Genomic DNA, 14,185 nt, shown 5'->3' on the forward strand with positions numbered 1-14,185 from the left:
AAAGGTAAAGAACAAAATAAAATTAAAAAATTTTTATAAAACCTAATTAAAAATGAAAAATAAGATATTAACAATCAAAAAGAATAGCTTTCAAAAATAAAAGGAATCAATGAACGATCAAAACCTTCTCCATACACCAAGAATCGATACGAAAGAACAAGACCGGAATTAGGAATCAAAAAAGGTTTCCTCCCGGGAAAAACAGGATTTTGCATACTTTTAAAGCTTCTCAAGATCCATTCCCCCTTATGATCCGGTCCTTTAGGATCCACCATTACCGCAACACCCCCCTCGTCACTTCCATTAATAAGCTTTCGAAAATCCATCCAGTCGCCAGTGACTACAGGCGTTTCCTTAGGCTCAACGTAGCCCTTCTCGGAAAAAAAGCGAAGCTGGTCAGCGTCTTTTAAACGAAGAGAAAGTCCACCATACCCTTTTTCATTATCCGCCCCCCCGACACCAACCCCCTCCATCGTAGGCTTAATTTGCAGTCGTAAATCGACCATCCGATAACCTTTTTCCTGAGGATAAACCGTAATCTCCGTGTATTCCTTTACGATTCTTGTCTTCCCTCTTTTTCCTTTAAGCAACACAAGCCAATCAACTTGCGAAGACAAGGATAGCGTATCCTTTATTTTTCGCACCTTAACCTTTCGTACGTCCCACGAAATATCCTCACATATCCAGCCATTTGCCACCTGTACCCCCTCCAACAATATTTGGTGCCATGCCCAATAAACGCCATGTTGATAAGGGTGATCTGAAGGTGAAGACTCCGTCAAAGCTTTTCCATCATACCCAAATAAAGGATGGATGTATCCCGCTCTTTTATACGCACCAGTATCAGGAGCTGTCCGATAAAAAAGTACCGGACGATCCTGCTCGGTAATCAAAAATCCTTCAGGCTGCTTTACAACAGAAAGCCCTTGTCCATACGCGACCAAGGTCGATCCGCACAAAAGCAGCGGCAGAAACCAGCTTTTAAGAATATCGACCATTATAACCCCCAAGTTTGCCCGGTACGCGATACTATGGACTGGTTCGCCTTATGCACAGCGATAGCTGAATTTTTACCTGTTACTACGTCCGAAAATGGCTTTTTCCCATCCCAAATACAGGCCAAAAAATCCAACAGTGCAAACACGGTTGGATCCGCATTCACATCATGAAGATCTTCAAAATTCACCGGAACAGGTTCACCTTGTCCCCAAGACTGCACAGTAGCCCCTGTCACACCATCAACCACACCAAGCTCTCTTTCTTTTTCTTCAGGATACAAATACGCTTTATTTTGCTGTATCTCCACCGTTGCATTGGATCCCAGCACCCGCAAAGAATACCCTTTATAAGCATTACTTAAAATAGAACTCACGCTAGCTTTTATACCGCCCGGAAATTCAAATAACGCCCTGACATTATCCCAAGTTTCTCTACCATCCTTCCAATAATCAATCCCCCCAACCCCGCTCACGAACACCGGATTAGCACCCCCGAACCATTGAAGCACATCTATCTGATGTGAACAAAGCTCGGCCATTAGACCTCCAGAATACTCCTTGTACATCCTCCAGTTTACCTGCCGCTCCAACGAAGGGTCAGCCACTGGGTTTCGCCAATCTGAATTGCGATGGTACTGACACTCATACTGAAGAACATCTCCTAGCCATCCCGCATCAATCAGCTCTTTCACTCGACGATACAAACCATAATACCGGTATTGGTAACCAACTTGAAACACAAGCTCTGGATGCTCCAGCACTTTTTTTTCTAACGCAATGGCCTGCGGAATATCATACGTCATCGTCTTTTCGACATAAACATGCTTTCCTGCCTCAATGGCATCCACGGCCATGCGATAATGCTCGTGCAAAGGGGTAGCAATAATAACAGCTTCCACACGCTTATCCTCTAATAGCTGTCTGTAATCTGAATAAGCGGCAGCCTTACTGCCAGCATGCGCCAACCCTTTTTCCAAATTTTTCGGGAGCACATCGTTGCATGCCACGACCTCCAAACCTTCCAAACGGCGTATGATATTCGCCATCCCGGCCCCTCGATTGCCCGTACCGATGATACCAACACCTAGCTTTTTCTCCCCACGAGGATAAGCTGGCAGTATTTGAGGAATCCCCATCATTGAGGCTCCAGCCAAAGTCACTGCCCCGTTTAACAAAAATGTTCTTCTATTCATATTCGCATCAGATTTTATATCTATATAATTATTTCATCAGGTTGTATCGCTCGATCAATCGTTTTGTACGTCATACCAAGACCACTTGACATAGCTTCTTTCACGTAATCAATCCAGACTAAAAACAACCTTCGTATCCTTATCCAATTCCACAAGCCTTTCTTTCTTTCCAACACGAACTCTAAAAGGCGAAAAAACCTCTTTAATCTCATTATTAACCGCACAAGCTAACAACTCGGTCAGCACTTTTCCATCCTTCGCCACCCCACTGAAGACGCGCTGTCCCTTACGATCAAACATCTCTACCAAACGGGTTTTAATCTTCTTACGTTTAGATGAAACCAACTCCAACTCCAAGGTCCAAAGAACACGGTAACTTGTCTCGGCACTACCTTCTCGCGCAATACGGAACGGCATACCGTCCACTTGCGTGGATCGAAACGAAATGGAAGTAGCCGGGCGGCTCCCGTACTGATACCCTAATCGCACTGACGCGAAGTCGGGTACCGAGTCAGTAATTCTCGAAATCCGGTTTCGCGACAAGTCGATGTTGGACGCCCCGTCATAGACGGTGGCCACCCAGATTGGGGTGGCATTAGCCCTAATTCGATTATCGTACAACAGCCCTTCGTTCGCGTTGCCAATGTAAAATGCATAGGCTTGGGTATTCGAGGTAGAATCCTCCAGCACCACGGAGATGTCATTGTCAAAAACCTCATTACCCCCGGCGCTCGCGCTGTAGAAGATGGCGGTGGCCAGAGGCACGTAATTCGGATATTCCGGGAAGGCCTTGCCGATGATCTCAAACGTATTGCCATAGATTTTATTTCCGATCGCTCCCTTGGGGTCGCCCGTCTTTGCGCCGTAGTCTGAAATCCGTATCCCGTTCGTACTGTAATCTAGGTTGTATTCACACGATGGTGGGGCAGCCGTGATGCGGAAGAAGTTGTTGTACACTTCTACGCCCTTGCGCCGATAAATACCAATGCCCGATCCGATTTCGGGCTCAAACCGATTGTTAAAAACCCTTGTGCTGTCGCCCGACGGCGACAGGCTGTAATGATTGGTTACGGTTTGTCTGTTTACAAACAAATTGTCGTGGATCACCGACTTGATCCCCTTTACCGTCAGACACCCCTGCCCACCATAAAAGGTGCTATACGACACCTCAGACGGACGTTCGCCTCGCAAGTTGACCGCCATAAATTGATTTCCGTGGCGGTTGATCACAAATGGACTCTGGATATCAAACTTACAATGCCGGATGGAGCCGTACAACCCTTCAACAGCGACTGTGCTTATCCCTGCCGATTCAAACTCTACCTGCTCCAACACAAGCCTAACATCGTCCGCTGTAGACTGCACACCGGCAGACAGGACGCCTACCGCCGCATTCTTTATACGTCCGTTTCGAATCGTCACTGTGCCTTCTCCGGTCACTTGCTTCATTCCCGACGTCGAGGCGTCGGCGGAGAAGACCTTTGCGTGGTCAAAAAAAGCGCCAAATCTACCTTCGAATAAATGACCATAGTGCCCATACCTTTCTACTCGACCTACAATCCCCACGCCCACGTCAAACGCTGGCCGAATATCGATCTCATCCACCAAACAATCGGTTTCCGCCCTTACGCGTACCCGATATTTGCCAGCAGGCAATCCCTGCAGATGCGCCATAACAAAACCACCACCCAACCGGGGTGATTGGTTTATAGTTGGGCAGCTCAATGCAGCAGAGTCTGCATATTCCGTTAAACAACGAATCGATTTACCCTGTTCATCTTCCACGAATACGCTAACCCGCATTTCGTTGTTCATATCGCCCTTCATATCTTCATAATAGTAACCCGTCACACCACACATGGCGTAGTAAGACCGGTCAGCCACCGGAAGCTCCATGTACGAAGACACTATTTCGTCACCCGCTTTCAGGCTCATTAGTTTTTCGCCAACAAAGACATGCACATCCTTAGTATTTACTACCTTCGCGCCTGGGGCGCTAGATAGCCCCCAACCGGTTATCCCCTGTTCGAAACCACCGTTAAGCAGGTTGTTGTAACCTCCATCGGCATAGTACACGGTAAATCCATTGAGGTCCAGTGTCACGTCCTTACCCAGAAAAAGGCCGCTGTGGTCACTGTGGATATCTTTTGTCAATCGGTAAGTGACTCCGGGCTCGACATAAAACCCTGGACCAGATACCAGTACCACACGCTCATTACCAACACCTTCCTGAGCAGCAACCCCACACCAACCTCCAAAAAATAAGACTAAAAGCCCTACATTAATTGCACAAACACTGATTCTCATTGTTTAACTTCGATTTTTAATTTCACATTTTCCGTTAAGTGAATCAATTGCTCACCTCCCGGATAGACTAGTTTATACGGCTCATTTGATACCACCACACCACCAGACACTTCAGTTTGCGTGAGTTCAACTTTTAGCCCCCCCCCTACCGAAGAGGCACCTCGATAAACCTCCGATCCCTGACGATCTAAAACAGACACCGGAACACCGGAGACACCCGTTCCGGTAGTCCCGACAAATTTCGCATCTAGGGTCCAACGGATCAGATAGTCCTTTTCAGCTTCACCGACTTGTTCCACCGTAAAAGGCATTCCTATCAACGTATTGGATCGAAACGCAATGTTCAGGGCTGGATTACGAGCCCCCTTATATCCCAACCGTATTGCCGGAAAATCGAGATCAGCATCCTTATGCTTAACCAAGGTATTCATCGTCAGATCAATATCCGCCGCACTCCCATAAGGACAAGCCACCCAAATTGGCGTTACATTCGAAACAACGGTATTCCTCTCAAACATCCCCCCATCCGCGTTCCCTATATAAAAGGCATGTGCGATTGTTTTGGCTTCCGGATCCTCATGCCATACCGACACTTGATTACCATAGACCTCATTATCTCCGGCACTGGCACTAAAAAAGATCGCATTCGCCATACCCACATAGTCCGGATACTCGTCAAACCTATGTGCCGCTATTTCAAATGTATTATTGTATATTTTATTGAACCTAGCTCCCTTCTCCGATCCCCTTACCGCGCCATAATCGGCCAGTCTCACCCCATTTGTACTGTAATCCAAATGATACTCACAAGACGGTGGGGCCACGGACACCTTGAAATAATTATCAAAAATCTCCACACCTTGTCGACGGAAAACATTAATACCAGAACCGATTTCAGGCTCAAAACGATTCTCATAAATCCGTAAACTATCGCCCGATGCCGCAATACTATAATGATTGGTTACCGTCTGCCTATTGGCAAAAATATTACGATAAACGGACGACCCCTTACCTTTCAGCACGAGGCATCCCTGTCCTCCGAAAAATGACGAATAAGACACTTCTGATGGCTTTTCGCCTCTCAAATCCACCGCATGAAACTGGGAACCGTGCCTATTGATGATATAAGGATTATTGGTACGAAACACACATTTAGAAATCGTGGCCTGTGGCACATCTACCGCAATAGAGTTAATTCCCTCGGATTCTATTTCTAGATTTTCCAATACCAATTTAATATCTTCAGCAGTAGACTGGACACCCCAGGACATTACTCCGGGAGTACCATTTTTAATCTTACCATTTTTGATCACAATCGTACCTCCTCCCTTGACCTGAGGCGTCCCTTTCCTCGGACGAGTACGCCTTACATCGTCAGCATAATCGAAAAAAGCAGTATATTTCCCTTCAAAAAGATGATCATTATGTCCATTCGGAACAGCTTCCCCTACAATACCAATCCCCACATCAAAGGCCGGCCGAATATCCACCTCGTCAATCAAACAATCCGTATCCGCCTTTATTCGCACCCTATACTTACCAGCCGGCAAACCATTCAGATGGGCAACAACGAATCCCCCACCTAGTCTAGGCGTTTTACGTTCAACAGGAACACTCGTCACTACCGTATCCATATAGGAAGTCTGACAATACACCAACTCCCCTGCTTCATCTTCCACATAAACACTAATGATCATATTATCTTCCAACGTCTTACGATCTTTATCATACCGTCCTGTTATCCCACACATGGCATAATAAGAGCGATTTGGATAAGCGAGATTGACATACGAAGACACCACTTCGTCATCGGGCAACATACTCAACAAGCTATCGCCGACAAATGCATGCACCTCTTTTGTGCTCACTACCTTCGCCCCCGGAGCCTTAGTCATATCCCAACCAATCACTCCTTGCTCGAACCCCCCATTTCGGATCTGTTCATAATCTCCCTTAGCGTATGTGATCGTATAGCCATTGAGATCTAACGTCACATTATTACCCAAAAAAACAGCACTATGTGTACTTGTAATATCATTCATTAACCGGTAAATGGCACCTCGCTCCGCAAAAATACCGGCTTCGGTAACTGGAATAACTCGCTTCAGAGAATCCGTGTCTGCCACTGCATTTCCTACTGAACCAAGTCCAAACAAGAGTCCTACGAGAGGCCAAAAAATCATTACTTTACGGCACATTACTGCCCTGAGAGAGTTTATCATATAGTAGATCATTTCGGTTATAAGAAAAATAAAAAATAAGGTTTCAAAACTATTAATCACAATTATACGGCAAAAAAATAAAAAATAGAAATGAAAAGAAAGAAATAACTTGAAATATAAGATTATTATTTCTTCTTTTGTATGATCGAAGATCGGATGTCTCTACCCTAAAATCACCCAGACAGACGATCTTCAGAATAGATAACTAATGAGAACGTATGGACATAATTAACAAAAATTCGATAGATCGTCGGCGCGCCATAATAATGGAGGAACTAAACAACAATGGCCAAGTCGACGTCAATTCACTCACTGAGCAATTAGGTGTAAGTCCGGTCACCATACGCAACGACCTCACACACCTTGAACGCAACCACCTCTTAATAAAGGCACGAGGTGGCGCCTTCAAAACAGAGCAGGCTGGCACTGACTTCACATTGCTTGAAAAGGAAAAACACCACCTGAGTGAAAAAAAACGTATAGGAAGAGCTGCTGCAGCGCTTATTGAATACATGGACACGATCATTCTAGATTCTGGAACCACTACGATGGAGATCGTGAAAAACATGAAGCACCTGTCCGATGTGAACGTGATCACCAATGCGCTAAACATTGCAGATGAACTGTCCAGCTACAAAAACATCAATGTAATCATTCCCGGAGGACTCCTGCGCAGAAACTCCCATTCCTTGGTGGGTGCGGCCGCTGAAGAAACATTTAAAAGCTACTTTTGTGACAAACTTTTCCTTGCAGTAGATGGACTTAGCATTGAACATGGACTCTCTACTCCTAGTGCGGAAGAAGCTCACTTGAACCGAGTCATGATCAGTATTTCCAAAGAAGTAATTGTCGTAACAGATTCCAGCAAGTTCAACAAAAGAAGCCTAGCTTACATCACTGAAATATCAACTGTTGATAAAATCATAACAGATAGCGGCATATCTCCTGAACTCGTCCGAAAGCTAGAAGATTTGAACATAGAAATTATCATTATTTAACCAACCACTTTCACAAACATGAAACAACACTGGAAATTATACGCACTTACGACCATTATTTTTTGGGGCATTTGGGGCGCTTTCATAGAAATCCCAGAAAAAGCAGGCTTTCCCGCCACATTGGGATATAGCGTATGGGCACTTACCATGATCCCTTGTGCGATTGTAGCCATTGCGTTATCCGGATGGAAACTTGACTTTCGAAAAAAATCAATCATTCAGGGCTGTATCATCGGATTGACAGGAGCAGGAGGACAACTATTACTTTTTGAAGCATTGAAAGACGGTCCAGCCTACCTCATCTTCCCAATCATCTCATTGAATCCGGTCATTACCGTTGTCATGTCGACAACGCTGCTAAAAGAGACAACCACCAGAAAACGGTGGACAGGAATCATATTAGCATTTGTAGCTATCCTGTTTTTATCCTATCAAGAATCCGAGACCAACACAGAAAGAGGGTACGTCTGGTTAGCGTTAGCACTGGCGGTATCCCTAATGTGGGGCATCCAGGCGTTTGTCATGAAATCAGCCAACAACCGTATGAGTAGTGAAAACATCTTCTTCTACATGACCCTAACGGGCTTAATGCTCATTCCTATAGCCGTCGGCATGACCGACTTCAAACAACCGATCAACTGGGGACTCTCTGGACCGTATCTAGCCGCTGGAATACAGATACTGAATGCTATTGGCGCATTGACACTCGTATATGCGCTCCGCTACGGAAAAGCAATTATAGTCGTACCTGCTGTGGCGCTAGCTCCTGTAATAACGATAGTAATTTCATTAATTTGGTATGCAACGCTTCCGCATTGGATTATCTTATGCGGATTAGTACTCGCGGTGATTGTCATCTACATATTAGCAGAAGAATAACCCGAGAATACTGATACATATGGTGACCAGCCATTCATTATGATTTATTTACCCCCATAGACTTCACGTTATTTCGTTCGAAATGACGTAGAAGTTTAGCTTTTTAAACAACCTCTTTTATTGACAGACGCTTTACAGCGAGAAAAATTAGACTATATTCTTCAGGAAGCCTACTTCCCATCCCTCCTATCTTTTCCTTGCCACTACTTCCCACTTATCTTTTACAACCCCATCAATAACCACTTTCAAATGATCGTACAAAGCTACCGTTGGGCAAATATGCATCGGCAATGCATAAAGCACGTCACCAACCTTCCATGAGTGACCTGCGGACGCTTCCAGCACCATGTGTTCTTCACTATGTCCCACCGGCCGTAGTTCTGGAGCATCCAAGAAAAACACCCTGTTATCCAACGGATTTTCAGAGGCAATTGCTTTGTAGCCCAAGTCAACACAAAGCCTGTTCGTAGCAGGCATGGAAACGACACGTGTCAGTATTACCACTGCCGGCAGAAACCCCTGTTCTGGAAGCATATTATCGTACCCCTTGTCCCACAGGATAAAAGTTCCGGGGCTACACTCCACCTCTGGGCACTGCGCATAAATCGGAAAAGACGGAGAGCCTCCAATAACGATACGTGGCCTAGCAAAACCCTCATTTTCCAACAAATCGCACATCTCCTCAATCGGCGCAAAATTCTCATCACAGATCACCGTACGTTTGGCTAAATCTACTTCCCGCACATGTCCATCGTAAGCATGGAAACCCTGAACAGATACCCCACCCATTTCCGCACACTTCTTATAAAGCGCCATAGTAGATTCTCCCGGTAACATCCCCGTGCGTCCCATACCGATATTCAAATCAATAAAAACCGGCACCGTAAAACCAGCCAACATAGAGACTTCTGACAATGCTTGTGCTGCCGTCAGACTGTCTACAATAGTAGAAAAGCGGGTATTTGGAAACGATTGCACTAAATCCAGAAAGCGGTCAATCTTTGGCCCCACCAATGGATAAGCTAACAACACATCTGGCACACCGCATATACCCAGCATGTTAGCTTCGGCAATCGTGGCGCACTTAAACTTTCGTATACCCGCTTCCATTTGCAACAAGGTCAGCTCCGCTGTTTTATGCGTCTTAACATGTGGACGCAAACGATCAACATCAATAATCATGGTTTTTAACAGCTCGATATTGTACTTCGCCCTGTCGGGGAAAACCAGCAATACTGGAGAATCTACCTCTCCTACGTTTTTAACCTTATACCACGTTTCCATATCTAACTTAAAAAACATCATTTCAAAAAAAGCTAAAGGCCATGTGCAACAAAGTTCATACTACCCTTATCTTGTATAAAGGCTCTTGCAACACCACACCTACAAACTTTGTTAAAACTAAGTTATAAAACAAGACTACGAGCCTGTATTCACCACATTCAGCTTAGCCGACACGAGGTCCTTAATTGAACTAACCGCATACGGAAATGTTTTCCTGAGATCAATTTCCTCATTTTCAACCAACACCTCTTGCAATTTTCTCATAAATGCATCCTTGATCTCCGTTGCCAGATTAATCTTGCAGATCCCCAATTTAATGGATTCCATCAAGGTAGCAGCCGGAATACCAGATCCTCCATGCAGTACAAGAGGAATTTGCGTCATGCGCTTAATCTCTCGCAAGAGATCCAGGTCCAGTTTTGGCTCTGCCTTATAAAAACCATGTGCCGAACCAATGGCTACAGCCAGCGCATGAACCCCCGTTTCGTTTACAAATTGCTGCGCCTCCTGCGGATCGGTAAACCCTAGCTTTTCCTTCGACTGCCCCAGCTTCGCTACATACCCCAATTCAGCCTCCACATTCGCACCGTACTTTTCAGCCAACTCCACCACCCGTCTTGTTACGGTCGCATTCTCCTGAAAAGTTCGCTCGCTATAATCAATCATGACAGAATCAAACCCTACATCCAGACAACTTACAACCAGTTCGTACGAACCAGCGTGATCGAGATGTATCCACGCTTCGACACCATACTCCTGCATAGCCGATCGAGCCATGCTTACCGCCGTATGAAGCCCCATATACTCTATGGACCCTTGTGTCAACTGCAGGATCACCGAACTGTCACGCTCCGCAGCTGCAGACAAGACCCCCGATAGTGTTTCAAAATTATAAAAATTAGTCGCCAACAAACAGCCATTTGAAGTGCTGAGCTGACTTAGCTTATCTTTCAACGTCATCATAAGAAAAATTAAATTTAGTTCTAGCAATTTCCATCACATCCTCTCGACTCGTAAAAGCTCCGGTACCACCCGCCGAAGTTGTCGATATAGCCCCGATCAAGTTTCCGTACATCTGGGATCTTTCAACCGAATGTCCTTGTAAAAAGTAATGGATAAACCCTGCATTAAAGCTATCACCTGCACCTATTGCATCCACCACATTCTCGTTCATAAAAGAGGGGACATCCGTAAAAACCCCGTTTTCCATGGCCAAGCATCCCTTTTGCCCAAGCTTGACCACTACGACATTCGCAAAACGACTAAGCTTATTCATCGCCCTCTCAACGGCCCCACAACCCGTTAAGGCGAGTAACTCCACCTCGTTAGGCAAAAACAAATCAACCAAAGGAAGCACCTCTCTAATCGGCAAATCCCATCGCTCGTTAGGGTCCCATTGCACATCCAGGGATGTGGTCATCCCTAACGACTTCGCTTTGTGCAATAGGCTTACCAAATCCCGTTTTAGTCTTGGCTGCAAGAAAATAGACGAAACATGAAGATGTCTCGCTTCCGCCAGCAAATCCCAATTGATATCGTTCATACCAAACGTATCCATGACCCCGGGATAAGTCACCATTGCCCGCTCATTCCCAAAACTAATCGCCACGGTAGCGCCCGTCTGTCGATCCCGATCACGGACTACAGCCTGCGTGTCCACCCCACTTCTGCGCAAGCGACTCATCACCAGATCGCCAAATAGATCCTCACCGACCTTCCCAACGAATGCCACATCAGAACCCAAGACACTTAAATTGTTTGCAAAAATCGCAGAAGAACTCCCTAATGTTAAACTCATAGCATTCGCCAAGATTTCCTTACCCTTCACAGGCAAGTGACTCAGACCATCCAAAATCAGATCAACATTCAATTCACCTACAACAACAATTTTTCCCATATTCATAATTCATTTACTGTAAAGAGAGTTCAATTATCAAAATCGACAAGATACCTCAAATTTCAAAGGGATATATATTAACACCTTTAACCACTCGTGATATTACCCCATCAACGGAAGGCGAATCTGGAAGTAAGCCTAGTTCAATAGCTTTATAGAAACCCATCACTTGTGCTGGCAATACGCTAACAATCGCTAGAAAGTCATCTTCTAAAACCACCTCACCATCTGACGACAAAGAAACATATAAATCCAAATCCAAATCGGATGATGAATCCTCTCCAATTCCGACCAAATACAACCCTGATCCCGAGGCGTTCACCGACTTGACCAGATCAACCTCATAATTACGAGCATGCCTATCATTCGAAAATATAAACACTACGAGCGTTTTATTATCGATCACAACCTTAGGACCATGCCTTACCCCAAGATAAGAATCAAATTTACAAATTACTTGTCCGCCAGTCAGTTCCTGTAACTTCAATTGAGACTCACAGGCGGCGCCACGAAGCGGGCCCGAACCCAAAAAAACCGCTCGGTCAAATCCCATAGCCGACACCGTCTTAAGACCCTCAACTTCATTCAACAGAAAAATATCAGCACACTTTATAAGCCTATCTACCTGTCTTTTACAGTCCTCTAAACGATCAATGCGAGAAACTAATATCCCCGTCAACAACATCGATGTAAAACTACTCGTCATAGCCAATGCTTTATCATTCGTTTCTTCAGGAAGAAAAACCACATAAGATTTCTTTTCCTGCGCAACTCGAACCAGTTCACCTCCCTCATTGCAGGTAACTACCAAATGATACACCCGACGACACAACGATTCAGCCAATTCGACCACCGCTACGCTCTCCGGACTATTTCCAGATCGGGCAAAGGAAACCAACAAAAGCGTATCCTCTGCACCAAAATACTGCTGGGGATGAGTTACCAGATCAGTTGTTGCAAAAGCCCAGGTATTTTTACCCACAATTTGCTGAAAAGATTGACTGAGAATATCACCAATATAAGCCGAAGTACCTGCTCCCGTAAGGATAATCTTAAGATCATCAAAAGCATAAGCGTCCTTTAAAAACTCAGAAATTAGTACCTTCTCCTCTAAAATCTTTTGATAGGTAAGCCGCCAAACATCAGGCTGCTGACAAATCTCACGTGCAGTATTCACAGCCCCCAAATCCGACTGCAGTTCATAACTAAGTCCTAATTTATTTTCAATACTATCAATCATAATCTAAACACTATACATAATAACGAATCACAAATATATAAACTTTTATTTCCTTTTATTATTATAATATAATATTTTTTTCCTTTCTAAAAGATCACACAAAGCAATAAAAACGCGCACCACAACTAAACGAAACAAATAGATATTGTCTAATTTGAATTTTATCCCTATCTTCGAGAGAATTAACACGCTCATTGCAAACAACATGACAACTACAAATAAATCAACCACAGTTCAAAGACGAGTACATATCCTAGAACAACTAAACAAAGATGGCCAAGTAAATGTGTCTGCCCTCAGTAAAGAGCTGAATGTAACTGAAGTCACTATCCGTAATGATCTTACGCGTTTGGAACAAAAGAAAATGCTCATCAGAGCGAGAGGGGGTGCGATTAAAATTGAACGCGTTGGGACCGACTTCCACCTTTCCGACAAGAACAAACACAGATACGAACAAAAGAGTTGCATCGGAAAAGCGGCCGCCGCACTCATCGAAGACGGCGACACCGTAATATTTGATTCAGGAACAACAACCTCCGAACTCACTAAACAACTTGACAACAAGACGATAACCGTCATTACAAATGCACTAAACGTCATCACGCAGTTGGCAGAATCGGAAAATGTAACGGTCATCGTACCTGGAGGTTTTCTAAGAAAAAAATCCCTTTCATTGGTCGGGGGAGCAGCGGAGGACAGCCTGAAAAACTATTTTTGTGACAAATTATTCTTAGCTGTAGATGGCATCAGCGCAGATTTTGGCTTATCCACCCCAAATGTTGAAGAAGCACACCTAAACAGGGTCATGATTTCGATTTCACAGAAAGTAATTGTGGTAACCGACTCCAGCAAGTTTAATAAGAGAAGCCTTGCCTTTATCGCCAACATCAACGAGATCGACACCATCATCACCGATTCGGGCATACCTGACGAAGAACGTATCAAACTTGAAAATGCAGGAATTGAAGTTATCATTACCGACCCTAGTTAACCCAAACAATTCTTTCTTACGTTTTTATTCTATTCAAAAACCTTTTAAAATAAAAAAACATCAAAAACAACTTAAAAAAGCACATGAAACATGTTTCGTAAATTTGTTTTATTTCATTACCTTTGTTTTTATTAAAACCTAACAAGTAAAAACGCGAGTAAATTTGAATTATTCAC

General features: G+C 44.4%; 11 protein-coding genes. 3 read left to right on the forward strand and 8 right to left on the reverse strand.

Annotation, left to right across the window (positions count from 1 at the left end):
- Nucleotides 1–74 precede the first annotated feature (74 nt).
- The 4 genes from C4F40_RS21075 to C4F40_RS21090 form a co-directional block, all read right to left on the reverse strand.
- Complete coding sequence (locus C4F40_RS21075) at nucleotides 75–998, reverse strand: DUF6807 family protein (RefSeq protein ID WP_196941392.1); 924 nt, start codon at nucleotides 996–998, stop codon at nucleotides 75–77.
- Entirely contained in the window at nucleotides 998–2,191 is a 1,194-nt protein-coding gene (locus C4F40_RS21080) for a Gfo/Idh/MocA family protein (RefSeq protein ID WP_231390169.1), read from the reverse strand. Before C4F40_RS21080 ends, C4F40_RS21075 begins: the two co-directional genes overlap by 1 nt.
- 108 nt (nucleotides 2,192–2,299) lie before the next feature.
- A complete protein-coding gene (locus tag C4F40_RS21085; RefSeq protein WP_196941393.1) occupies nucleotides 2,300–4,498 on the reverse strand; it encodes a right-handed parallel beta-helix repeat-containing protein in 2,199 nt (732 codons plus the stop codon).
- Entirely contained in the window at nucleotides 4,495–6,681 is a 2,187-nt protein-coding gene (locus C4F40_RS21090) for a hypothetical protein (RefSeq protein WP_196941394.1), read from the reverse strand. Before C4F40_RS21090 ends, C4F40_RS21085 begins: the two co-directional genes overlap by 4 nt.
- Nucleotides 6,682–6,938: 257 nt before the next feature.
- On the opposite strand from C4F40_RS21090, the gene agaR (C4F40_RS21095) reads away from it, so the two are divergent.
- Both agaR (C4F40_RS21095) and C4F40_RS21100 read left to right on the forward strand, forming a co-directional pair.
- Nucleotides 6,939–7,718: a transcriptional repressor AgaR gene (gene agaR, locus C4F40_RS21095; RefSeq protein WP_196941395.1), complete on the forward strand. Its 780-nt coding sequence runs from the start codon at nucleotides 6,939–6,941 to the stop codon at nucleotides 7,716–7,718.
- Between the two features lie 18 nt (nucleotides 7,719–7,736).
- Complete coding sequence (locus C4F40_RS21100) at nucleotides 7,737–8,597, forward strand: DMT family transporter (protein ID WP_196941396.1); 861 nt, start codon at nucleotides 7,737–7,739, stop codon at nucleotides 8,595–8,597.
- A gap of 186 nt (nucleotides 8,598–8,783) precedes the next feature.
- On the opposite strand, the gene C4F40_RS21105 is transcribed toward C4F40_RS21100, so the two are convergent.
- The 4 genes from C4F40_RS21105 to C4F40_RS21120 form a co-directional block, all read right to left on the reverse strand.
- Nucleotides 8,784–9,881 carry a D-TA family PLP-dependent enzyme gene (locus C4F40_RS21105; protein WP_196941397.1) on the reverse strand — a complete coding sequence of 366 codons (1,098 nt, stop codon included), beginning with the start codon at nucleotides 9,879–9,881 and terminating at the stop codon, nucleotides 8,784–8,786.
- A 135-nt stretch (nucleotides 9,882–10,016) separates the two neighbouring features.
- Nucleotides 10,017–10,844, reverse strand: coding sequence for a class II fructose-bisphosphate aldolase (locus tag C4F40_RS21110; protein WP_196941398.1), 828 nt, complete (start codon nucleotides 10,842–10,844; stop codon nucleotides 10,017–10,019).
- Nucleotides 10,825–11,778: a carbohydrate kinase family protein gene (locus C4F40_RS21115; protein WP_196941399.1), complete on the reverse strand. Its 954-nt coding sequence runs from the start codon at nucleotides 11,776–11,778 to the stop codon at nucleotides 10,825–10,827. Before C4F40_RS21115 ends, C4F40_RS21110 begins: the two co-directional genes overlap by 20 nt.
- 55 nt (nucleotides 11,779–11,833) lie before the next feature.
- Nucleotides 11,834–13,018, reverse strand: coding sequence for an SIS domain-containing protein (locus tag C4F40_RS21120; RefSeq protein WP_196941400.1), 1,185 nt, complete (start codon nucleotides 13,016–13,018; stop codon nucleotides 11,834–11,836).
- A 205-nt stretch (nucleotides 13,019–13,223) separates the two neighbouring features.
- Between C4F40_RS21120 and agaR (C4F40_RS21125) the strand changes: the two genes are divergently transcribed.
- Nucleotides 13,224–14,009: a transcriptional repressor AgaR gene (agaR, locus tag C4F40_RS21125; protein WP_196941401.1), complete on the forward strand. Its 786-nt coding sequence runs from the start codon at nucleotides 13,224–13,226 to the stop codon at nucleotides 14,007–14,009.
- Nucleotides 14,010–14,185 lie beyond the last annotated feature (176 nt).

This window comes from Sphingobacterium pedocola, from assembly GCF_015209965.1.
In the GTDB taxonomy this organism is placed as follows: Bacteria; Bacteroidota; Bacteroidia; order Sphingobacteriales; family Sphingobacteriaceae; genus Sphingobacterium; species Sphingobacterium pedocola.

Excerpts from the sequence above, each read along its gene's own strand:
- C4F40_RS21115 (WP_196941399.1), bottom strand. The coding sequence starts at position 11,778 with ATGGGAAAAATTGTTGTTGTAGGTGAATTGAATGTTGATCTGATTTTG.
- C4F40_RS21105 (WP_196941397.1), bottom strand. The coding sequence starts at position 9,881 with ATGGAAACGTGGTATAAGGTTAAAAACGTAGGAGAGGTAGATTCTCCA.
- agaR (WP_196941395.1), top strand. The coding sequence starts at position 6,939 with ATGGACATAATTAACAAAAATTCGATAGATCGTCGGCGCGCCATAATA.
- C4F40_RS21100 (WP_196941396.1), top strand. The coding sequence starts at position 7,737 with ATGAAACAACACTGGAAATTATACGCACTTACGACCATTATTTTTTGG.
- C4F40_RS21090 (WP_196941394.1), bottom strand. The coding sequence starts at position 6,681 with ATGATTTTTTGGCCTCTCGTAGGACTCTTGTTTGGACTTGGTTCAGTA.
- C4F40_RS21080 (WP_231390169.1), bottom strand. The coding sequence starts at position 2,191 with ATGAATAGAAGAACATTTTTGTTAAACGGGGCAGTGACTTTGGCTGGA.
- agaR (WP_196941401.1), top strand. The coding sequence starts at position 13,224 with ATGACAACTACAAATAAATCAACCACAGTTCAAAGACGAGTACATATC.
- C4F40_RS21075 (WP_196941392.1), bottom strand. The coding sequence starts at position 998 with ATGGTCGATATTCTTAAAAGCTGGTTTCTGCCGCTGCTTTTGTGCGGA.
- C4F40_RS21085 (WP_196941393.1), bottom strand. The coding sequence starts at position 4,498 with ATGAGAATCAGTGTTTGTGCAATTAATGTAGGGCTTTTAGTCTTATTT.
- C4F40_RS21110 (WP_196941398.1), bottom strand. The coding sequence starts at position 10,844 with ATGATGACGTTGAAAGATAAGCTAAGTCAGCTCAGCACTTCAAATGGC.
- C4F40_RS21120 (WP_196941400.1), bottom strand. The coding sequence starts at position 13,018 with ATGATTGATAGTATTGAAAATAAATTAGGACTTAGTTATGAACTGCAG.